Source organism: Mucilaginibacter sp. (assembly GCF_039207105.1).
Classification (GTDB): domain Bacteria; phylum Bacteroidota; class Bacteroidia; order Sphingobacteriales; family Sphingobacteriaceae; genus Mucilaginibacter.
Map to the genome: position 1 here is coordinate 1 of NZ_JBCECK010000051.1, position 20,455 is coordinate 20,455.

Here is a 20,455-nt window from a genome sequence, read left to right on the forward strand (position 1 = left end):
TGAGCGGAAAACGGGATTCGAACCCGCGGCCTTCAGTTTGGGAAACTGATGCTCTACCAGCTGAGCTATTTCCGCTTAAAATTGATAATCAAACATAATTAAAAATTCAATAATCCAATCAATCAACAAATCAATAATTAATATATATGCCTGTTATACTACCTGTGAAAGATAAAAGCCCGGTTTGGGGCAATGATTGCTTTATTGCACCTAATGCTACCATTGTTGGCGATGTAGTGATGGGAGCTAATTGCTCGGTCTGGTTCAATGCCGTAATTCGTGGTGACGTGCATTATATAAAAATAGGCGATAACACCAATATTCAGGATGGAGCCGTTATACACGCTACTTATTTAAAGGCACCTACCAACATCGGTAATTATGTATCTATTGGGCATAACGCCCTTGTACACGGTTGTACGCTTCATGATCATACGCTGGTAGGTATGGGTGCCATCGTGATGGATCATGCCGTAGTGAACGAGTTTGTGATCATTGCTGCAGGTGCTGTAGTATTGGAAAATACCATTTGCGAATCAGGATACTTATATGCCGGCATTCCAGCAAAGAAGATAAAGCCATTAACAGATGAGCAAAAAGCCTTGCTCAAACAATTACCTAATAACTATATCATGTATTCTGGTTGGTTTAAGGAGTAATATGCTCCTTGGGTATGGTAATAGCCTCTTCGGCCTCCCAGTTGGGCCGAAGGGATATTTCTTTATCACTTACCCATATATTCTCGGGCTGTCGCTTTTGCTTTACGTTACCGCTGTCCCATTTGCCATTACGGTTTTCATCATAAATAACTCTGACCATGTATTTACCGGTCAAATAATTACGATAAACCAATGAGGTATTACGCCTGATGTAATTGCTTTGGAGTATCTCTTTCTTTTCACCCTTATCGCTTAATAATTCAACTACATAGGCTTTAGCAGTATCGGGTACAGTAACTTTTATGGTGAGGGTACTGTAGTTTTCAGTTTTATCTACCTGGAACTTTTTAGATACCCTTTTATTTTTTTCGCCATAAATGGAGGTGAACGCGGCTTCATTAAAAATAAGTTCATACTTACTTCCTTGCCGCCAGCGGTATTTGATGTTTAGGTTTTTAAAGTTTCCTGTATCTTTTTGCAGGGTGTAATCGCTTTGTACAACAGGTATAGAATCCTCGTTTAAGGTTATCTGACCGTTATTGAAATTTTCTATGGGTAAGCTCGCCGTTATTTTCAGATCGTTGCCTGGCTTAAGCAAATTATTGCCATTGATATTGTATTTAAATGTAAGCGTACGCTGAAAACTCTCCTTTTTACCTTTAGTGAGCGATACCGAATCAATAGGTTTCCCATCGTCATAAATGGCCACACGGATAGAATCAAAAGTCATATTGCGCATATATACAGAGGCCGTATCCTTGGTTTTACTGAACTCTACCTGTTTTTGATTATCAATATCAGCGGGATAAATAACTTTCATTCCCGGGTTATTTAAAGCCTTATTAAAAACAAAAAACAACTTTCCATCTGTATCAAATTTTTTCTCGGCTATCCTGAATTTTTGAGGTAGCTGTTTAAATAAATTAAGCTGAACATTTGAAGTGTCAGACCGTAAGTGAATAGGATTTTTCTGGAAGGCAATCAACTCGTTGGCTTCATTATCAAATATCTTGTTAGGAGAGGCCTCTTTCAAGGCATAGATGTTGTAATCGTCTTCACGTAGATTGTTCAGACTAAAATTTCCTGATGAATCTGTAGCAGCAAAAATGCTTGGTTTCTTTTTTCCAAAAAGAGTATCCTGCTTAACGGGGAAAATAAAAACAGTAACATCTTTCTCTTTTTCCTGAGTTAGCGTATTAGTTACAGTCCCGGATATACTTAACGAGTCTATATGGCTGCCGGTTGAAAAAACATAGGTGAAATTTTTCAGCACGTTACTTTCGTTCACATCTTGTATCGATTTTCCGAAGCTGATCACGTAGGTTGTATTTTTCAGCAACGTGTCTTTAAATTTTATTTTCAGGTTGCGTTTGTTCGAATTGTATTCCGGTAATTTTTCCATCGCCGGGCTCATACTGATCTCCTGGTACTGATTGGTCAGTTTAATGAACTCGTCAAATTCCAGGTCAATTTCTTTGGCTTTAAAATTACGTGTTTTATTCGCGGGTACAGCCTTCACCAATTTGGGAGGTGTGTGGTCACGGGGCCCGCCCTGGGGTGGTTGCTGGGCAGCGCACGCAAAAAGGAATAAAACAACAATAAAATAGGGTATAAAACTGTAATAATTGACCTGTTTTTTGTTTAACATGGTTTTTAGGCGATATAAGCGATTTTTATGTTTTTATGAACGGTAATATTAAAAATTGAAAATAATTGATTTAAAGCGATATTTTATAACTAATTAATTATCAGTTGTTTATATACTATCTTGATACATGTACCATCAAAACCGAGATATCAGACGGCGAAACACCCGAAATTCGGGAGGCCTGACCTAAGGTGCGTGGTTTTATCTTCATTAATTTTTCGCGTGCTTCTTTTGAAAGTGATACCAAAGTATGGTAATTAAATTCGGGATTAATTTCCCGGTCTTCCATCTTCTTCATGCGGTCAACAATTTCCAGTTCTTTTATAAAGTAACTCTCATATTTAATTTTTATTTCAGCCTGCTCAATAGTTTCTTTATCATAGGCCGATAGTAATTCAGTCAGAGGAGCGTCAGCTTTTTTAAGCTCATTAAAACCAACCTGAGGGCGACTCAATAAATTAAATAGTTTGGCATTTTGCGATAGGGGACTGGTACCTAATTCCTCTAACAAGGTATTTACATTTGATGGATCGATAGATTTACTTTTGGTGTAAGCTACAATATCATCAGAATTTTTAACCTTCTGTTTTACCTTTTCTAAACGCTCATCGCTGATCAAACCAAGCTCATGACCCATAGGGCTCAACCTGATATCGGCATTATCCTGGCGCAGCAATAGCCTGTGTTCGGCTCTTGATGTGAACATGCGGTATGGTTCTTCGGTACCTTTTGTTACCAGGTCATCTATTAAAACACCAATGTATGATTCTGATCTTTTTAGTATCAGCTCATGTTTATCATTGATTTTTTGGTGCGCGTTGATACCTGCAATGAAGCCTTGTGATGCTGCTTCTTCATAACCGGTGGTACCGTTGATCTGTCCGGCAAAGTATAAGTTGCTCACCAATTTGGTTTCTAAAGTTAAACCTAACTGGGTAGGCGGGAAGTAATCGTATTCGATAGCATAACCCGGGCGGAACATTTTGGCGTTCTCAAAGCCTGGTATCTGGGTAAGTGCACGATACTGTACATCCTCCGGAAGGGAGGTAGAAAATCCGTTAACATAGATCTCTACGGTATTCAATCCTTCTGGTTCCACAAATATCTGGTGACGGTCACGCTCAGCAAAACGGTTTATTTTATCCTCAATAGACGGGCAGTAACGAGGGCCTAAACCTTTAATACGGCCAGTAAACATGGGCGATTTTTCAAAGCCTTCTTTCAGGGTTTCGTGTACCTTAAGATTGGTATAGGTGATCCAGCAGCAGCGTTGTTGTTGTATCATCTCCACATCGGTAAATGAAAAACGGCCACGTTCTTCATCACCCCATTGCTCTTCCATGAGGCTATAGTTTAGGCTACGGCCATCAATACGGGGAGGGGTACCGGTCTTCATTCGGCCCGATTCGAAGCCCAGTTCAACCAACTGTTCGGTTAAGCCAGTAGCTGACTTTTCACCGGCTCTACCGCCTCCAAATCGCTTTTCACCTATGTGGATGATACCATTTAAAAAAGTACCATTAGTGAGTACAACAGCATCAGCTTCTATCTCTACACCTATAGATGTACGTACACCTTTAATGGTATTATCTTTTACCAATAGGGCATTAACGGTGTCCTGCCAGAAGTCGACATTAGGGGTATTTTCAAGAGCTAAACGCCACTCTTCTGCAAAACGCATACGGTCACTTTGCGCTCGTGGGCTCCACATGGCAGGACCTTTCGAGCGGTTAAGCATGCGGAATTGCAGGGAGGTTTTATCAGTAATAATACCAGAATATCCACCCAAAGCATCAATCTCGCGCACTATTTGGCCCTTAGCAACACCGCCCATAGCGGGGTTACAACTCATCTGTGCAATGGTTCCCATGTTCATGGTGATCAATAAAACAGATGATCCGAGGTTGGCAGCAGCAGCAGCAGCTTCACAGCCGGCATGGCCTGCACCAACAACTATTACATTATATTTCTTAAACATTTTTACCTCCATGTTCCACGTGGAACATTCTAATTTTTTCTATTGATTATAGCTTAAATAGTACTTGTATAAGGTTTAAAATATAGTCCTGACAGGTAGATTATCAGTGATTAAACGTTTACTATTTAAAGTATGTAAAGTTTGTTTTTATAACCATGTTCCACGTGGAACATGGTTATAAAAATTTATTTAAAGCAGGCGTTAGCCTGCAAAATTATCTATTCTATACAGATGTTCCACGTGGAACCCTGAATAATGATATTAAACCAACAAATGCCCATACGCCTTCTAATACTACAAAAGGATAGAAGCTGACCATATATGACGCGTAGCAGCAGGTACCTGCACCAAGGAAGTTTAAAAGGCTATAAAGCTTGCTTTCTGCTGGTAGTTTCTTATATAAATTTAATAAAAAAGCTATTAAAAGGATAATTACGCCAACAGATGCTATGATATCCGAAGTCTTCATATTATGATTCTTTTAGTTCAGTTAATTCCATCCAACGAGTGCTTTTAGTATCCAATTGCTTGTTTAAAGTTTCAATCTGGCCAATGATCTCGTTAAGTTTTGAAGCTTCAATACCTACCGCGTTTAGTTGGTTGTTTTTATCTTTTAACTGGTTTTCTATCTGCTCAATTTCGCTTTCCAGTGTTTCCAGTTCCTTGGTTTCCTTAAAATTTAGTTTGCTCTTTTTAGGAACGGGGGCAGCAACAGGAGCGGGGGCAACAGGAGCTTTTTTATTCTGTTGCTTAGCTTCTTCTAACTCTAAACGGTATGACGAATAGTTGCCATTATATATACGTACGTTGCCGCCTTCTTCCATTATGAAAAGCTGTTCGGTCAACTTATCTAACAAATATCTATCGTGCGATACCATCATCAATACACCGCCATAATTGGTTAAAAACTCTTCCAATACGTTTAGCGTATCAATATCAAGATCGTTGGTAGGCTCATCCAGAATCAAAAAGTTTGGGTTTTTCATCAGGATGCTCATCAGCTGTAAACGTTTCTTTTCGCCGCCGCTCAATTTTGATATAAAACCGTATTGCTTAGCAGGAGGGAACAGGAACAACGTAAGCAGGGCAGAGGCTGATATGGTTTTACCATCAGCCATCGTGATAAACTCCGCTACGTTCTTTACAACATCAATAACCCTTTCATCTTCCTTAAAGGTTAAGCCAGCCTGGTGAAAGTATCCTATTACAGTGGTTTCACCCTTAACAACAGTTCCCTGATCAGGCTGCAGAGCTCCGGTGATTAAATTAAGCAGGGTTGATTTACCACTACCATTACGTCCGGCTAAACCTATACGGTCGCCTTTTTTAAAGGTATAGCTAAAGTCTTTAATAAAGGTATGGTCACGAAATGATTTATACAGGTGCTCCATCTCCATGATCTTATTGCCCTGGCGTGCTGTTTTAACACTTAGCTCCACTTTGTCGCGAATACCGCCAGCCTTGGTTTTTTCTTCCAGCTCGTAATAAGCATCAATACGTGCCTTTGATTTGGTTCCGCGGGCCTGAGGCTGACGGCGCATCCATTCCAGCTCCTTGCGTAGCAGGTTGCTGTTTTTTTGAAAGGTTGCTTCGTCGGCTGCATCGCGCTCAGCTTTCTTTTCCAGGTAGTAGCCATAGCTGCCATTGTAGGGGAGTATCTTGCCGCGGTCTATCTCCAATATCTCGTTACAAACATTGTCCAGGAAATACCTGTCGTGAGTAACCATCAGTATGGTTTTATTACCTTCGGTCAGAAGTTTCTCCAACCACTCAATGGTATCAATGTCCAGGTGGTTGGTAGGTTCATCCAGAATATAAATTTCCGGATCTTCTATTAACAGCTTGGCCAGTGCCAAACGTTTCTTTTGCCCACCCGATAGGGTGTTGATCTTTTGGTTGAGGTGATGAATATCCAACCGGCCCAAAATGGTCTTGATCTTATACTCATATTCCCAGGCATCAACGTTGCTCATCTCTTCCATTACCTTTTCAATAGCCTTGGCATTGTCAGGTTCATTCTCCAACAGCTCTTCATACCGACGGATCAGCTGCTGCTGTACATCATCAGCATGAAAAATGTAATCGCTAATGGTAACAGCATTTTTAAAATGAGGGTCTTGCTCCAGGTAACCCATGTTCAGGTCACGGCTTTGCACCACCTTGCCTTCGGTAGGCTTAAGCTGGCCCGATAGTAATTTTAACAGGGTAGATTTACCCGCTCCGTTAACACCCACCAGCGCAACCCTGCGCCCACGGTTAATACCAATGGTGATGTTTTTAAAAAGCCAGTTGTCATGAAACTGATGACCAAGATTCTCGGCAGAAATGTAAGTACTCACGCTAATTGTTTTATTTTATCAGACTCGTAAATAAACAAGCCCTTTGTATTTTGTATTGATTGCCTGCACATGGCAGCTGCCACCGTTGCCGCTGGTATACTCCTGTATTTTTTTAACCCGCCAAATAGTAAAGGGTTTATTATTATATATAGTGCAGTTATTATTTTTTCCATTACCCGCTTTTCCTGCCTGTCGCCGGTTAACAGCGATGGGCGATAGATATACAGAGCAGGTAAACCTACCTTTTGCAGATCGTTCTCGGTTTCGCCTTTTGTTTTAAGATAAAAGGCCGATGAAGCCGCGTTTGCACCTATTGACGACACCAAATGGTATTGTTCCATGCCATTTTGATGTGCGAATTGCGCCAATTGCAAAGGGTAATCATGGTCAATTGCACGATAAACAGCCTTATCAGGTGTTTTGGCTTTGGTTGTGCCCAGGCAGCAAAACAGGGCATGGCCGGTTAGGTGATCTTTATTAGTATCTAACCGGTTAAAATCAACCACCAACTGGGTCAATTTATGATGCTTTAGTGGCAATTCTTTTCTGACCAGAATTAAAACCTCATCATAAAAAGCTTCCTGCAGCAAAATATCCAATAATTTACTGCCAATTAGTCCGCTTGAACCTGCAATAATAGCTTTATTTGCCATTGTACGCATAATTTTTGCAAAAATACGCATAATTAAATTGTGGAATAAAAATTGTATGTTTAAACATATAATAGGAGGAAATCCATGAAAACAATATTTTATCCCGAAAACGAACGTGGAAAAAATGATATAGGTTGGTTAAAAGCGAACTTCTCGTTCAGCTTTGCCTCATACTATGATGCTGATAAAGTGCATTTTGGAGTACTAAGAGTATTAAATGATGATATTATAGCTGCCGGGAGAGGCTTTGGAACGCACCCGCATGATAATATGGAAATTGTGACCATACCTATAGAAGGCGGTTTAGAACATAAAGACAGTATGGGCAACTCTGGCGTGATAACCGCAGGCGAAGTACAGATCATGTCGGCCGGGACAGGTGTTTATCATTCGGAGTACAATGCTTCCAGAACAGCAGAGGCTAAAACGCTGCAAATATGGGTTTTTCCTAAGGTAAGGGATATACAGCCGCGTTATGATCAAAAGAATTTTACCGATGCTTTAACCATGAATAAGCTGGTAACCCTGGTATCGCCGGTTGAAAACCCGGATACCCTTTGGATAAACCAGGATGCCACTTTTAGTATAGGTAATTTTGAAGCTGGGCAGCAAATAGACTACGACATTAAAACCATTGGCAATGGCGCCTACGTATTTGTTTTAGAGGGTGCTATCAAAATAAACAGTACCATATTAAACAAAAGAGACGCGCTGGGTGTTTATGATACCAGTTCATTTATAATTGAACCCGAAGAACTTTCCCGTTTTTTGATCATTGACGTACCAATGTCATAAACCTGCTAACCGAAACCTAAGGTTAATTTTCTTGAACTGCGAATATGGAGGCAAAACACTGTTTTATCTCAAGTAAAATATTAACGTATGGCAGAACAAGCAATTACCGGATGGAAAAGCGGGCACCGGGCATTGGTGAGCAATGTGTGTTTTTTACCTGATTTTTCAGAAACATTTTTACAAGCGGCTTTGAATGCTCTGAATTTGTAAGGCAGTGTTATGAAATAGGCTACCGCTCCATGATGCTGGTGGGTATAACCTCCTTTATCATGGGGTTGGTTTTAATTGTACAGCTCAGGCCATCATTAGTTGAGCTGGGAGCCGCCAGTATGTTGCCTAAAACGCTGGCCGTATCCTTAATACGTGAGATAGGGCCTGTTATAACGGCAATTATATGCGCTGGTAAAATAGCTTCGAGCATAGGCGCCGAGCTTGGGAGCATGAAGGTTATCGAGCAAATAGACGCGATGGAGGTATCAAGTGCCAACCCGCTGCAATATCTCGTTGTTACGCGCGTTTTGGCAATCAGTGTCATGGTATCCCTGCTGATCATAATTGGCGACGTTATAGGTCTGTTTAGGGCTTCCTGGCGCTAAATATTACTGATAACATCAGCCTGTCTCTTTATTTTACCAAATCTATTTCATCCCTTGACTTTTCAGATCTGCTACCGGCAATTGTTAAAATCGTGTTTTTTGGCTTCGCGATAAGTTTTGCAGGTTGTTATAAGGGCTATCATTCCAATAAAGGTACCGAGAGCGTGGGTATATCAGCCAATTCGGCCGTTGTAACCGCCTCCCTTTGGATATTTGTTATTGATGCCATAGCCGTTCAAATCACCAGTTTGTTATTTTATCATTGATATGAAAGCGGTGGAAAAACATACCGATACCCAAAAAGCAGCGCTTGCTAAAAAGTATGATGCGGTCGTTATTCATGCTAAAGGCCTCAAAAAGGGTTTATGGATAAGGAAGTGCTCAGGAATATCACCTTCGACTTGAAAGGGGAGAAAACATGGTGGTTTTAGGTAAATCTGGTCAGGGTAAATCGGTAACTATACAATGTATTGTAGGCTTGCTTAAACCTGATGAAGGCGAGATCACTGTTTTTAGGGAGAATGTTGCCGAATTGAATGATGAAGAACTGAAACAACTGCGGATAAAAATAGGTTTCCTGTTCCAGAGCGGAGCTTTATGATTCCATGACCGTGCGCGAGAACCTGGAATTTCCCTTATCCCGTGTACTCGAGATGAATGATCAGCAGGAAATAGATAAACGGGTAGAGGAGGTGCTTAATGGTGTTGGTCTGTTGGATGCTATAGACAAGCTACCGTATAATTTCCTGTTGCGTGGCTTTTTTAACAAAAAGAAAAAGGCTGCCAAAGCCAAACAGAATTCTATCGAAAAAGCGCAGAAGGAAAAACAAAAAGCCACCGAAAAGGCAGCGAAATAGAAAGCGGACGCCAAAGAAAATAGCGGTAATTAATGCGGAGTTAACATTCGATATTGTTAAGAAACACAAATCATTATTGATTAATAGACACATTATAAAATTATCCAAAAGTCAGACTTTGAATGATTTGTAAAGTTTATTTCGTTAGATTTAAATGTTATTTCGTCATAGATAACAGCTGATTCGTGTAAATTTTGTGTCATAAAATTTACAGGTAATTAACACAACTAACTACAACTATATAGAATACTATACATATAGCCGAAACGGTAGCCCTAAAAAACAGGCACTTTTTCTGATAAACAAAATGGAATAAAAAAAGCCCCCGTATAACGGGGGCTTTTTGCTTTAACGTACAATATTCTTAGTTCAGATATTTGGTAATGTCTTCAGATAATGGAGTAGTTTGTGACCTGAAACGGTGAATCAGTTTACCGTTTTCGTCAACCAGGAATTTTTCAAAATTCCATTTGATCTCACCTGTAAATTCTGGGTTGGGTGCAGTGGTCAGGTACTGGAACAAAGGATCAATATCCAATCCTTTTACACTAACCTTTCCACTCATAGGAAAGGTTACCGAAAAGTTTTCTTTACAGAAAGTTTTAATGTCCTGATTGGTACCTGGTTCCTGACCGCCAAAATTATTGGCCGGGAAACCAACCACTACTAATTTGCCTTTGTATTGCTCAGATAGTTTTTCCAGATCGGCATATTGCTTAGTGAAGCCACATTTTGAGGCCGTATTTACAATAAGTACTTTTTTGCCTTTGTATTTGGCCAGCGAAAAATCCTGCCCGTCGATGGTTTTCAGTTTAAATTCATAAACAGATGATGGCGCCGAGATAAACAGGAACGCTAATATTAAAGTCAGTAATTTCATTTGGTTTAAAATTGATAATAAAACAGAGTAAATTTAGCTATTAAAAGTTCTTTTAGCCAAATACTCATCCTCTTTTTGAGTCATTTTCTGCTTTGTAACAATAGTTTTATCCGTATATCCTAAAAGGTGCAGCGCGCCATGAATAATTACCCGGTGCATTTCATCTGTTTCGGTTATTTTAAATTTGGCGGCGTTTTCACGTATACGTTCAACAGATATAAAAATATCACCTACAATGTCGCCTTCTACCTCCGAATTATCAAAGGTAATGATATCTGTATAGGTATCATGATCAAGATATTGCTGGTTCATGGGCAGCAGGTAGGCGTCTGAACAAAAAACGTAGGTAAGCTCTTTTAACTTAAAACCCTCGGCGATGATGGTATCTTTGATCCATTGGCGCACAAGGGCTTTATTTTTTAGTTTGTAGCTAATATCTTCTTCAAAAAACTGAATAGCGGGCATTATATTTTAAAGTGTAGTTCGATGGTATTGCCCGAAGCGTTAAATATGCACTGATCGGCCAGGTGTTTGATGATAAAAACACCCCGTCCGGTTAAATTTTCAAGGTTTTCGGGTGCTGTTGGGTCGGCCAGGTTATTGTAATCAAATCCGGCACCTTCATCGGTCACAGTCCATATGATCCGTTTAGGATCAACCTCGGCGTTAATGATCACCTTTTTGGTTTCATCCAGTTTATTACCATGCATAATGGCATTAATAGCAGCTTCGTTAAGGCAAGTCATCATGTTGGCAAAAGTATCTTCGGCTACATGATATTTGTCAGCAATTTCTTCAATCAACAACTCAAGCTGCGCTATGCTTTCCGTTTTTGACGGCAGCTGTAACGTAAACAATTCGCTGCTGGTATGAACATTTGCCTGTTCCATATTATTTGGCATTAAGTTGATCAAAGTAAGTTTTAATTTTTTGTTTGTAATACAAATTAAGTGCCGGAGATACTGTTTTAATTTGCTCCGTTTGCTTATTACTTTGCTGCTGGTACCCCTGCAGCGCTTTTATATAGCCCGGCGGTATACTTTTGCCGGCCTGGCTTTCTCTTTGTTTATCTTGTTCACGTTCTTGTTCGGCTTTTTCAGCTTCCAATAATCGGCTTTGAATTTGTTGTTGTCTTTTTAAGGCGTCGTCAGTAATCTTCCTGTTTACGAGATCATGCTCAGTTTGTTCCATTTCTTTAGAAATTTTATCCAAATTACCCAAGCCGCCTTTGCCGTCCTTATTTTCTTCACGGTTAATTTGCTCTAACGCCTGCCTTATCATTTGCTGCTGCCTGGCCATACGGGCCAACTGCTCGCTCATATTACTGCCCTGGCCCTGACCGTTCTGTTGCTTTTTACCCTGATCGCCCTGTTGGCTTTTGCCCTGGCTGCCTTGCTGCTGCATTTGCTCGCGGGCCTTTTGCATGTTTTGATTAAGTTGCTCCTGCATTTTGGCCAATTGCGATACCGACTGCTTTTTACCTTTGCCTTTACCACTTTTGCTCATCTGTTTTTGCAGTTGCTCCAGTGCTTCGCTCAGCAGTAACGCCAGATTATTCATGGAGGTCATGGCGTATTGCTGATGGCGGTTAGCTTCGCTTGTGCGCCTGTCGCCCAGGTTTTCAAGGGCCTGGTCAATATGGGTGTTAATGCTGCTTATTTCTTCATTAACGGTTGATTGTATTTGCGGTATGCGCCTGCTGAGCGAGTATAAACTATCCTCTGCAGTTTTAAGGTTATCCTTAATATCTTTCTGGTTTTGCGACAGGGTAGTGTACGATGGATCGGTAGGGTTGGTAGTTTTTAAGGTTTGCATCACCTTTTCCTGGTTAAATGAACTGTTTACCAGGCTTTTTAATAGCTCACGTAATTGTTGGGCATCAATGGCGTTTTCCTTGCTTTCGCCATCGGCATTGTTTTGCTGCATTTTGGCCGCCAGATCCTGCATTTGTTTTGCGGCCTGCTTTTGTGCCTTTGAAGCGCCGGGTTTATTGTTTTTTTGCAACTCGTTTTTGCTTTGATCCATTTGCTGATCAATGCTTTGAGTTTCTTTTTCCGGATTTTCAAAATCCTGTTTATGCTCCGCCTGCTCGTTTGTTTTTTGCAGATCCTCCAATCCCTTTTTTACGTCCTGAAAATCCTTTTTCAGGTTTTCCTGCTCTTGTTGCAATGCTTTTTGATCAGAACCCTGCTGATTGGTTTTGTCTGATAACTGCTGCTCCTTTTGGGCAAGCTTGTTCAGTTGGCCAATGTTTTGATTCAGCTTTTGATCAAACTCCAGCTTTTTGTAAAGCTCCAGCATACGGTCGAGCTCTTTTTTGAGCGATTTGTTATCCATCTGCATTTTTGAAAGCTCATCGAGGGTAGCGTCTTTTTGTTCCTGATCTAAAAGCTTTTGCAGGTTTTGCAGCAAATCTTTAGTTTTTTGATCAAGTACATTGTTAAACAAATCCTCAATTTGTTTTTGCTTGGCCAGCAGCTCCTGGTTTTGCTGCTGATTTTCCTGGCGGTTATATAGGTTTTTTTGATTTTCGTCTTTAATCTCTTTGACCAGGTTTTCCAGATCGCGGCGTTTTTGCAGCAGATCTTCCACCTGTTTTTTTTCATCAAACGATAGGGTAGTTTTATTGAGTAACGACTCATTCAGCTTTTGCGAATCGTGTTCAACCTGACCTGCCAGTTTAATAGCCGACTGCATTTTTTGCTTCACGGCCTGTGTGCCAGCGTTTAATTGCTCATTAATGGCCTTGCTATCAGGCATATTTAAAGTGCGTTCGGCACTACGCGCTTTTTTCGGGCCGTTTACACCGTCGTTATCGGCAACTTCAAAAAAATAGGTTACCCGGGCCCCGGCTTCAATACCCAGTTCCTTTAAGTTCCAGAAGTAAAAAAAATCTGACTGTGCCTGATCCATAGCCGTGCTAATACGTTTTACAAACGTTTTTTGCTGATGGTTATTACCGGTACCCTCAACGGTGTAATGGAATGTTAAAGACGAAAAACCATGATCGTCCTGAATTTTTCCGTTAAAATACAGCGCGTTCATACTGATAGAATCGGGCTTTTCCTCAACGGTAATTGCCGGCGCTTCATCAGTAATTACATTAATATGATAGGTAGCTGAGTCGCGGTGGTTAACTTTTGGATTAACGGGCACCAATTTATAAATGGCGTTTTTATTTACTTTTTCAGAATATTCAAACAAATCCGTACCGCTTAAATCTGCCGATTTTGTGACACCATTTATGTAAAACTGTATACCGGAAGCATGCTGTGTATGCAGTTGCCATTTTACCTGGGTGCCTTCGGGTATTACCAGATCGCCGGCATTGATTATTTTTTCAGACTTTTTGCGCAGATAAGCAGGGTAGGTAAGTGCTACATCAAAATTCAGCAATGCCGGTTTTTGGTTTACCATGATGGTGTAAAGAGCAGAACTGAAGCCGTTAGCAATCAATTTAAACGTGGTGTTTTGCTGCAGGTTGGTAAACAGGTAATGAAAGCGACTGATGTTTTCTTTATCAAGCTTAAAGGTGTTATTGGCTGTTTCTACATAAACATCTGCCGGGAGCTTGTCGCCGTCGAGCTTCAAGTCAAGCTTCAGGTCATCGCCCTGCACAACCGAAAGGGTTTTATTGAGCACATTAAACTTAAAGGGTGCAACAGGGGCGAAGTATTCATTGTGCCTGATGAGCCTTTTGGTACTTTCGGTTAATATAGAAGGCGCGGCAAATGCCAGCACAACAATAACGGCCAGGGGAACCAGAACCCATTTTAAATATTTTGTGTTTTCACGAATATTGATGGCCGAAGGGAAGCTTACCGGTTTCAGAGCTTCGATTTTTTGATCGATACTGGCTTCTATGAGGGCACGATGCTTTTCATCGGCAGCAGCCAGCTTTTTGAGCTGCAGGGTATTCAGCAGCTTATCATTAACATCATGAAAATGCCGGCCTATGATTTCGGCAGCCTCATCATGCGTGAGAGATCGATTTAGTTTAAGCCACGATAATAACGATGGTAAAATAAGCCAGCATATCAGACCTGCATTGAGCAGAATGAAAAAGTAAAAAAGGACAGTTCTGAGCACGGTATTAAAATTGCCAAAATATTCGCTCAGGGTGATAACCACGTAGGCCGTGAACAGGCCGGCGCCCAAAAATATGAGTCCGCGCAAAAAACTATTGAAATAGTACTTCCTGATAAAGATGTTGATCTTACCGATTAGTACTTCATAATTTTCCGCTGAATTCATATTCCGGCTCTATGTGTGTATATATGATACAACTAAAACGTAAAAACATGGCAATTTATACAATATTGGTTTCAAGTTGTAACAGTGGCAATAATAAATAAACTGAACAGTGTTTATACAAATGCCTACGGTTTAAATAAAGTCAATATTAAATTAAACTGAAAAAAAAGTTGATCAGATGGTATGAAATATCAATCAACTTATTACATTTGCGCCCCTGCAAGTCAGGTAATGGTGTAAAATACCACCAAACGGGATGTAGCGTAGCCCGGTATCGCGCCACATTTGGGATGTGGAGGCCGCAGGTTCGAATCCTGCCATCCCGACGATATCATTTTAATCCTGTAGACCATTGATCTACAGGATTTTTTGTTTTATAGGTTATTTTACTGTAAAGACGATTGTCAAGCTTTGGAAGTAGAAATTTCTTAAATCAAATCTATTCCATTTGATACTATTTTATAACCATTTGCTTTCCAGTATTTTAATAGTTTGGTCAAATTGTCTCTCTGGGTTTTAGAAACTACTACAAATTTGGTTTTTATAATAATATGATCCTTGGTTGTAATTGTAATTTTATTACCAGTCCCATCATCTAAGCCCCCTCGTGTTCCTAAACCTTTATATCTGCCAGCCGTGGTTTCTACACAAAATAAATCTTTTAGAAAATATATATTTTGATTAAGAGTAATACTGGAGTCTGTTAAGATAAGATGTCCGTTGATAATATAGGTCTTGATTGACGAACCTCCAATAAACATCGAAGAAATAAGTACGAACATAGAGATAAGAAAAACACAGACCATTAAAAATTGAGGAGCTTTAGAAATAATGTTAGAAAAGAAAATGCAAGAGAAGACAAATGTTATCGATGCAAAAATAGCAAAAGATATTATTTTGTAGACATGTGACCGTTTTTCAAAAGTTTCAAAAGTTTCTTTCATTCTGTAGTACTTAAAAAATATGTCCCTAAAGTAAACATATTCTATATAGATAACATTGCAAGTTTCCCCAAATCATATATGAAAAGGTTCGAAATTTGTATGGGCAAGGTGACATCAGTAAAAGCCGCTTTAGTTTTCTAAAGCGGCTTTTTTATATAATTGAATTACGGATTATAGCTGCATCATTTTTTGTCGTCAATAAGGCTGATGTTGGTAGTAGTTGGAAAGTTTTCAGGAACTGAATAGGTCACTTTGCCAGAACCCAACCATTCAGCGGCCCTGATCATTGTTGTTTGGAAGCCTACACACCTGTAGCCAAGCGGGTATATATCACCTTTCCATAAATGGCCCATACTGGAAACATAAACATGACCTTTGCCATATTTTAAAACCCACTCTACAGGCCAGTTAATGCCGGTAAGCGGATCTTTAGCATACGAGAGTACGGTAAGGTTTTGTGCCGGCCCGCGTGCAAAACGGTACAGTTCAACATCGGGCGTAAACCATTGTTTAGGATAGCCTTTATTGATGGGATGTGCATTAAGTATAGTGATTAGCAGGTTACTGCGATCATTGTGATAGGTCTCTTGTCCCTGCCCGGGAGGGATAGAATCAATACGGCCCAAAGAATCAACAACTAAGGCATAGCCATAATTTTTTGAGCGCCAGCCCAACCCGATCATCTTATTATATTCCTCCCAATCCGGATAGGCATTATTTGCTGAATGAAGGACATAAAGTCCGCCGCCGCTTTTGACATAATTTTCCAGTTGTTGCTGAATACGGCGGGGCCATTTCAATTTGGGAGCTTGAATATTATTGGTGTTTTGAATCACAACGTCATATTTACCGAAGTGGGGATCCCAGCTTGCCCAGGCCGTAGAATCAGTTGGGTTTGCCGGAGCGGTTGAAGTACTGATGGTAAACAATCCAGATTTCCCTAAAATTTGTGTGACCATTTTGGTAGTCTGCTGCCAGTCGTGATTACTATACCCATCTACTATAAGCACTCTAATGGGTTTATGATGTTTGGCTTGTGCTTGTACCAGGAAGCCGATATGAAAGAATATAATAAACGCACAAATTGATTTTTTCATTTCGAGTGAGGATCGATTATATGATTAGTTTGCTTATACAGATTAATCGATTCGAAGCTCAATAATTTGTTGCTGGTTAACAAGTAACGATGGTTATTTTATCCGTAACTTTTCAGTTAATATCGTGAATGCTGAAAAGTGAATCAACCCCTACACTTAGGGGTTTTCATCGATGAGATTATTTGATAGAAGCTTAGCTATGTGATTTACTTTTTGAAAATAGGGATAAACCTGGGCAGCTTCTGATCCTGATACTATGTTCAGATTACGGAAATGGGTATCTAATTTAATTTCTAAGAACGAGTAAAACGAAGTCAAAGCAGGAAAATTCGCAGTTGACAAACCGTTTTTCAATAGAATTTTCTGTTCCTGTTCCCAGTCAGGAATTTCAAATACTTTTGAATTAACTAAATTACTTATTTGCTCATCATTTAAGATAAATGCAACTTGTTCTTGTATTTTGTAAATCAAGAATCGCTCAGGGGTTGGCTGATTTTTGGCGAGTAGCCAACCGTTTAATTCAGGCTTGTGATAAAATACGTATTGATATGCCTCTTTAAATAAAGAATCATTTTTAATATAATACCGTATGATTTTGCCTGAAGTAAGTGAACTTGAATATGGATAAAGCCTTAATTCAAATTGATAAGGTACATTTTTGATATTGGGTAAAATGCCAAATTTAATTGGCAGTTGTGAATTAAATGAAGCAGCCGAATCACTTTTAAAAACAATTTTTTTAAAATCATAAGCATTATGTGTTTGACTGTATGAGTTAAGAAATAAACACACAAATAAGGCAATGAAAACCGGTTTCATTAGAATAGTATTGATTTAAAAATGATATTGTGGGCTAAAAGTAACTTATTTTATTTTTACTCTTATAACATGCTCTGCCCAACGGTAAGCAAATTATTATCAGGGTCATGGATGGAGAACTCGCGCTGCATCCAGGGCTTGTGTTCCAGTTTGGTAATACTTATGTTTTGGCTTTTAGCAAGCTGATAAAACGATTCAATATCATCTGTCCGGATATATATCTGTCCGTAGTTTTCTGCAGGGTCAACCTCTTTAAAGATAAAAAAGTGAATTTGTATGTCATCCTTTTGTACCATGAGGTAATCATCATAATCGGCACGGCCAAATTCCTGAAATCCTAATTTATTTACATAAAAATCTTTAGTAATAGCTTTGTTACGCATAGGTAATTTGGGGTTCACATCTGTAAGCATAGTAATAATGATTTAATTTGTGTAAAAGCAAATAGATACTCTAAATTATTAAAAAACAAAGAGGATCAGAGCATATAAGCGACTATTTTTGAGGGCGTTTTGGAGTTAAAAACTACATTATACTGAATTAACTGACCGTTAAGTCTGTTTTGCAATTTCATAAGTGTTTTAATGACAGATTATTTGCACTTTCGCAAATCCAAATTAATTTAACAAAAATTTTACCTGACCTTAATGAATGCCATAAATTCCTCATTATCAAACCCCTTGAGTGTAGGGAGCTGGTATCAGAATTTGTTTTTTTATTCACTGATTACATGCCTGATTTTTATAAATTTTTATTTTATAAAAAATAAAAAAGACAAAAATAATCCTAACCTGGCAGTGTTGCCACAAATTATAAAAGATAACGAACTTGCTTTAAACGAAAGGGTTAAGGCCCTAAGTCATGAGGCAAGTGATTTAAAAAGCGAACTGATGAGTATTGGCGAAGAGTTGGAACTTGCGTATGCACAAACCGACAAGGCCAATAACAAGCTGTTAGAAGCGCTGGATTGCTTCAGTACAGAGGTTGAACTTCCGGATGTTGGCTATTGGTCTGTTAACCTGGAAACGCAGGAGTTATCCATATCTGAAAACGGAAGGTTGATTTATGGAATTTCAAAAGAAAAGCGTTTAACCCTTACCGATGGTTTAAAGCTTGTTGATGAGGAGTTTCGAGATGATATGATCAATACAATTGCCGAAGCTCTGAAAAGTGGCAAGCGCATTGTTAAGAATTACAGGATGACCACGCTTGATAATGGTGAATCAAAATGGTTAATGACCTCAGGTAACATTACCTATAATGATCATGGCAGCCCTCTGCGTATATCAGGTAGTTTTGTAATAACCACTTCATAAGTTTAGCTTTCAAAGCCATCCGGTGAAAGCAACAAGTAAGCATAATCCGTATTTATTTAGAAAATAAAATGTTCACTTGCACTTACGGGAGCACTTATTATATTTGCTTTCCAAACATTTGAGGCTGCTAATTGAGCTATTATGTTTAACCACTTCGGGATGTAGCGTAGCCCGGTATCGCGCCAGCATGGGGTGCTGCCATTTAAGGACAAATTAAGCGCATTCCCGCAACGTAAAGCAGGTTAAACTATCCTGAATCTGGCCTAAAATATCATTTGTGTACTACCGTGTGTACTACCAATTAATGCTTTAATCAGCATCAAATGGCAACCGTATCAGTAGTATTGAACACTACCAAAAAACTAACAAATGACGAGTATTCAATCGCAATCAGAGTTACAAACAACAGAGAAAAGAAGTACTATTCTCTCTCAACATTAGTAACGAACCAATCTCTACACTTCAGATGTACGCTCAGCAATTGGAAGCCTGCCGAAGCAGAAGACAATGGATTAGGAAAGTTTCGTAAGAGCCATCCAAATTACAAAGAATGTAATTCTGTACTTGAGGGCAAGTTAGTTGAGGCTCAGAAGCTGCTTCAAAAGTATGAGGTTGAGAAGACACCTTTTAGTTTTGAGCAATTTGAAGCTGACCTAAAACATAAAGAGCGACCTGTTATAACTTCTCTGCAAGAATATTATTCCGTTCAAATTAAAATACTTGACGAGCAAGGTAGGGTAGGGCAGTCCGGGCTAAACTACGAAACACAACGTGTTTTGAAGAAGTTTAGACCCAATGCCTTATTATCTGACGTCAACATTCGCTTTTTGGAAAGTTTTGAATACTGGCTACGTAACGAGCGAAAGAACAAAGACACGACCATCAGCGTCAAAATGCGTAATCTACAGCGAGTTCTGAATCAAGCTATTGAAGACAAACTTTTAAAACCGGAGGACTATCCATTTGGTGAGAAAAAGTACAGTATAAACAAACGCCTGGATAGTAAAACGAAGAAGATCGCTATAACGCTTGACAAAATAGCTAAGCTACGCCAGCTCTCTTTGGAGCCAGGATCAGCACTGCACTTTGCTCAACAGGTTTTCATGTTCAGTTACTATAGCCGAGGAATGAACTTCATAGATATGACTTACTTGAAGTGGAAGGATGTATCCGACACCCATATCCACTATGTGCGAAAGAAAACAAGAGGCCAGTTCGAGATTCCCTTGAACGAACATAACTCAAGAATACTTAAATACTTTAAAGAAAACTATGTAATAGAAGGAGGGTTTGTCTTCCCCATACTTAACCCCAAGATACACATTACACTGAAGCAACAGTACACGAGGAAGAAGACAGCTATAAAGGCTGTTAACGATAACTTGAAGAAGTTAGCTGAGAAGATAGGAGAGCCTAAACTAAAGCTTACTACCAACGTGGGTAGACATAGTTATGCAACTGGCTTGAAGCGTTCAGGTGCAAATACCAGCTTCATTACAGAAGCTTTAGGGCATGCTACGCAGGAGCAAACACAAACATATCTCGATGAATTTGAGAAAGGTGTTATAGAAAGCTGGGAGAACAAGATGTTTGATATGTAATAACTTTTAGAGCAGGGTG

The 20,455-nt window shown here is 39.5% G+C and carries 20 protein-coding genes, 2 tRNA genes and 1 pseudogene; 9 read left to right on the top strand and 14 right to left on the bottom strand.

Features of this window, described 5'->3' with window-relative positions:
- Positions 1 to 2 precede the first annotated feature (2 nt).
- Positions 3 to 75 (bottom strand) — tRNA-Gly (locus AAGC65_RS12305).
- Between the two features lie 71 nt (positions 76 to 146).
- Between AAGC65_RS12305 and AAGC65_RS12310 the strand changes: the two genes are divergently transcribed.
- Positions 147 to 659 (top strand): gamma carbonic anhydrase family protein, encoded by a 513-nt coding sequence (locus AAGC65_RS12310; RefSeq protein ID WP_343112752.1) that lies wholly within the window; start codon positions 147 to 149, stop codon positions 657 to 659.
- On the opposite strand, the gene AAGC65_RS12315 is transcribed toward AAGC65_RS12310, so the two are convergent.
- From AAGC65_RS12315 to AAGC65_RS12335, 5 genes are all read right to left on the bottom strand, one after another.
- Positions 649 to 2,307 carry an Ig-like domain-containing protein gene (locus tag AAGC65_RS12315; RefSeq protein ID WP_343112753.1) on the bottom strand — a complete coding sequence of 553 codons (1,659 nt, stop codon included), beginning with the start codon at positions 2,305 to 2,307 and terminating at the stop codon, positions 649 to 651. The genes AAGC65_RS12310 and AAGC65_RS12315 overlap by 11 nt on opposite strands.
- A 115-nt stretch (positions 2,308 to 2,422) precedes the next feature.
- Positions 2,423 to 4,285 (bottom strand): tRNA uridine-5-carboxymethylaminomethyl(34) synthesis enzyme MnmG, encoded by a 1,863-nt coding sequence (gene mnmG, locus AAGC65_RS12320; RefSeq protein ID WP_343112754.1) that lies wholly within the window; start codon positions 4,283 to 4,285, stop codon positions 2,423 to 2,425.
- Between the two features lie 223 nt (positions 4,286 to 4,508).
- Entirely contained in the window at positions 4,509 to 4,754 is a 246-nt protein-coding gene (locus AAGC65_RS12325; RefSeq protein WP_343112755.1) for a CBU_0592 family membrane protein, read from the bottom strand.
- Position 4,755: 1 nt separating this feature from the next.
- Positions 4,756 to 6,624: an ABC-F family ATP-binding cassette domain-containing protein gene (locus tag AAGC65_RS12330; protein WP_343112756.1), complete on the bottom strand. Its 1,869-nt coding sequence runs from the start codon at positions 6,622 to 6,624 to the stop codon at positions 4,756 to 4,758.
- The gene (locus AAGC65_RS12335; RefSeq protein WP_343112757.1) at positions 6,621 to 7,307 is read right to left on the bottom strand and encodes an NAD(P)H-binding protein; all 687 of its coding nucleotides are present in this window, start codon (positions 7,305 to 7,307) and stop codon (positions 6,621 to 6,623) included. Before AAGC65_RS12335 ends, AAGC65_RS12330 begins: the two co-directional genes overlap by 4 nt.
- A 54-nt stretch (positions 7,308 to 7,361) precedes the next feature.
- Between AAGC65_RS12335 and AAGC65_RS12340 the strand changes: the two genes are divergently transcribed.
- The 5 genes and pseudogenes from AAGC65_RS12340 (at position 7,362) to AAGC65_RS12360 (ending at position 9,525) form a co-directional block, all read left to right on the top strand.
- Entirely contained in the window at positions 7,362 to 8,072 is a 711-nt protein-coding gene (locus AAGC65_RS12340) for a pirin family protein (RefSeq protein ID WP_343112758.1), read from the top strand.
- A gap of 87 nt (positions 8,073 to 8,159) precedes the next feature.
- Positions 8,160 to 8,282 (top strand): hypothetical protein, encoded by a 123-nt coding sequence (locus tag AAGC65_RS12345; protein ID WP_343112759.1) that lies wholly within the window; start codon positions 8,160 to 8,162, stop codon positions 8,280 to 8,282.
- 32 nt (positions 8,283 to 8,314) lie between these two features.
- Positions 8,315 to 8,934, top strand: a pseudogene (locus AAGC65_RS12350) (MlaE family ABC transporter permease).
- Positions 8,935 to 9,086: 152 nt separating this feature from the next.
- A complete protein-coding gene (locus AAGC65_RS12355) occupies positions 9,087 to 9,269 on the top strand; it encodes an ATP-binding cassette domain-containing protein (protein WP_343112760.1) in 183 nt (60 codons plus the stop codon).
- Between the two features lie 4 nt (positions 9,270 to 9,273).
- Complete coding sequence (locus tag AAGC65_RS12360) at positions 9,274 to 9,525, top strand: hypothetical protein (RefSeq protein WP_343112761.1); 252 nt, start codon at positions 9,274 to 9,276, stop codon at positions 9,523 to 9,525.
- 364 nt (positions 9,526 to 9,889) lie between these two features.
- Here the strand turns inward: AAGC65_RS12360 and AAGC65_RS12365 are convergent, their stop codons facing one another.
- The 4 genes from AAGC65_RS12365 to AAGC65_RS12380 are packed head-to-tail and all read right to left on the bottom strand — an operon-like array spanning position 9,890 to position 14,659.
- Positions 9,890 to 10,405: a glutathione peroxidase gene (locus AAGC65_RS12365; RefSeq protein WP_343112762.1), complete on the bottom strand. Its 516-nt coding sequence runs from the start codon at positions 10,403 to 10,405 to the stop codon at positions 9,890 to 9,892.
- Positions 10,406 to 10,438: 33 nt separating this feature from the next.
- Entirely contained in the window at positions 10,439 to 10,870 is a 432-nt protein-coding gene (ybeY, locus tag AAGC65_RS12370) for an rRNA maturation RNase YbeY (RefSeq protein ID WP_343112763.1), read from the bottom strand.
- Entirely contained in the window at positions 10,870 to 11,295 is a 426-nt protein-coding gene (locus AAGC65_RS12375) for an ATP-binding protein (RefSeq protein ID WP_343112764.1), read from the bottom strand. Before AAGC65_RS12375 ends, ybeY begins: the two co-directional genes overlap by 1 nt.
- A gap of 1 nt (position 11,296) precedes the next feature.
- Entirely contained in the window at positions 11,297 to 14,659 is a 3,363-nt protein-coding gene (locus AAGC65_RS12380; protein WP_343112765.1) for a DUF4175 family protein, read from the bottom strand.
- A gap of 252 nt (positions 14,660 to 14,911) precedes the next feature.
- On the opposite strand from AAGC65_RS12380, the gene AAGC65_RS12385 reads away from it, so the two are divergent.
- Positions 14,912 to 14,985 (top strand) — tRNA-Pro (locus AAGC65_RS12385).
- A 102-nt stretch (positions 14,986 to 15,087) separates the two neighbouring features.
- Here AAGC65_RS12385 and AAGC65_RS12390 read toward each other — a convergent pair.
- The 4 genes from AAGC65_RS12390 to AAGC65_RS12405 all read right to left on the bottom strand — a co-directional run bounded on the left by AAGC65_RS12390 (position 15,088) and on the right by AAGC65_RS12405 (position 17,932).
- A complete protein-coding gene (locus AAGC65_RS12390; RefSeq protein WP_343112766.1) occupies positions 15,088 to 15,603 on the bottom strand; it encodes a hypothetical protein in 516 nt (171 codons plus the stop codon).
- Positions 15,604 to 15,785: 182 nt separating this feature from the next.
- A complete protein-coding gene (locus AAGC65_RS12395; protein ID WP_343112767.1) occupies positions 15,786 to 16,700 on the bottom strand; it encodes a ThuA domain-containing protein in 915 nt (304 codons plus the stop codon).
- Positions 16,701 to 16,856: 156 nt separating this feature from the next.
- Complete coding sequence (locus AAGC65_RS12400; RefSeq protein WP_343112768.1) at positions 16,857 to 17,519, bottom strand: hypothetical protein; 663 nt, start codon at positions 17,517 to 17,519, stop codon at positions 16,857 to 16,859.
- A 62-nt stretch (positions 17,520 to 17,581) separates the two neighbouring features.
- Positions 17,582 to 17,932, bottom strand: coding sequence for a VOC family protein (locus AAGC65_RS12405; RefSeq protein WP_343112769.1), 351 nt, complete (start codon positions 17,930 to 17,932; stop codon positions 17,582 to 17,584).
- A 387-nt stretch (positions 17,933 to 18,319) separates the two neighbouring features.
- Between AAGC65_RS12405 and AAGC65_RS12410 the strand changes: the two genes are divergently transcribed.
- Both AAGC65_RS12410 and AAGC65_RS12415 read left to right on the top strand, forming a co-directional pair.
- Positions 18,320 to 18,835, top strand: a complete 516-nt coding sequence (locus tag AAGC65_RS12410) for a PAS domain-containing protein (RefSeq protein ID WP_343112770.1) — start codon at positions 18,320 to 18,322, stop codon at positions 18,833 to 18,835.
- Positions 18,836 to 19,158: 323 nt separating this feature from the next.
- Positions 19,159 to 20,436 carry a site-specific integrase gene (locus tag AAGC65_RS12415; RefSeq protein WP_343112771.1) on the top strand — a complete coding sequence of 426 codons (1,278 nt, stop codon included), beginning with the start codon at positions 19,159 to 19,161 and terminating at the stop codon, positions 20,434 to 20,436.
- The last annotated feature ends 19 nt before the right edge of the window (positions 20,437 to 20,455 follow it).

What these genes read in the sequence shown, in the direction of transcription:
- AAGC65_RS12380 (WP_343112765.1), bottom strand. Translation starts at nt 14,659, where the DNA reads ATGAATTCAGCGGAAAATTATGAAGTACTAATCGGTAAGATCAACATC.
- AAGC65_RS12335 (WP_343112757.1), bottom strand. Translation starts at nt 7,307, where the DNA reads ATGCGTATTTTTGCAAAAATTATGCGTACAATGGCAAATAAAGCTATT.
- AAGC65_RS12310 (WP_343112752.1), top strand. Translation starts at nt 147, where the DNA reads ATGCCTGTTATACTACCTGTGAAAGATAAAAGCCCGGTTTGGGGCAAT.
- mnmG (WP_343112754.1), bottom strand. Translation starts at nt 4,285, where the DNA reads ATGTTTAAGAAATATAATGTAATAGTTGTTGGTGCAGGCCATGCCGGC.
- AAGC65_RS12375 (WP_343112764.1), bottom strand. Translation starts at nt 11,295, where the DNA reads ATGGAACAGGCAAATGTTCATACCAGCAGCGAATTGTTTACGTTACAG.
- AAGC65_RS12325 (WP_343112755.1), bottom strand. Translation starts at nt 4,754, where the DNA reads ATGAAGACTTCGGATATCATAGCATCTGTTGGCGTAATTATCCTTTTA.
- AAGC65_RS12315 (WP_343112753.1), bottom strand. Translation starts at nt 2,307, where the DNA reads ATGTTAAACAAAAAACAGGTCAATTATTACAGTTTTATACCCTATTTT.
- AAGC65_RS12395 (WP_343112767.1), bottom strand. Translation starts at nt 16,700, where the DNA reads ATGAAAAAATCAATTTGTGCGTTTATTATATTCTTTCATATCGGCTTC.
- AAGC65_RS12345 (WP_343112759.1), top strand. Translation starts at nt 8,160, where the DNA reads ATGGCAGAACAAGCAATTACCGGATGGAAAAGCGGGCACCGGGCATTG.
- AAGC65_RS12360 (WP_343112761.1), top strand. Translation starts at nt 9,274, where the DNA reads ATGACCGTGCGCGAGAACCTGGAATTTCCCTTATCCCGTGTACTCGAG.
- AAGC65_RS12340 (WP_343112758.1), top strand. Translation starts at nt 7,362, where the DNA reads ATGAAAACAATATTTTATCCCGAAAACGAACGTGGAAAAAATGATATA.
- AAGC65_RS12390 (WP_343112766.1), bottom strand. Translation starts at nt 15,603, where the DNA reads ATGAAAGAAACTTTTGAAACTTTTGAAAAACGGTCACATGTCTACAAA.
- AAGC65_RS12365 (WP_343112762.1), bottom strand. Translation starts at nt 10,405, where the DNA reads ATGAAATTACTGACTTTAATATTAGCGTTCCTGTTTATCTCGGCGCCA.
- ybeY (WP_343112763.1), bottom strand. Translation starts at nt 10,870, where the DNA reads ATGCCCGCTATTCAGTTTTTTGAAGAAGATATTAGCTACAAACTAAAA.
- AAGC65_RS12415 (WP_343112771.1), top strand. Translation starts at nt 19,159, where the DNA reads ATGGCAACCGTATCAGTAGTATTGAACACTACCAAAAAACTAACAAAT.
- AAGC65_RS12405 (WP_343112769.1), bottom strand. Translation starts at nt 17,932, where the DNA reads ATGCTTACAGATGTGAACCCCAAATTACCTATGCGTAACAAAGCTATT.
- AAGC65_RS12355 (WP_343112760.1), top strand. Translation starts at nt 9,087, where the DNA reads ATGGTGGTTTTAGGTAAATCTGGTCAGGGTAAATCGGTAACTATACAA.
- AAGC65_RS12400 (WP_343112768.1), bottom strand. Translation starts at nt 17,519, where the DNA reads ATGAAACCGGTTTTCATTGCCTTATTTGTGTGTTTATTTCTTAACTCA.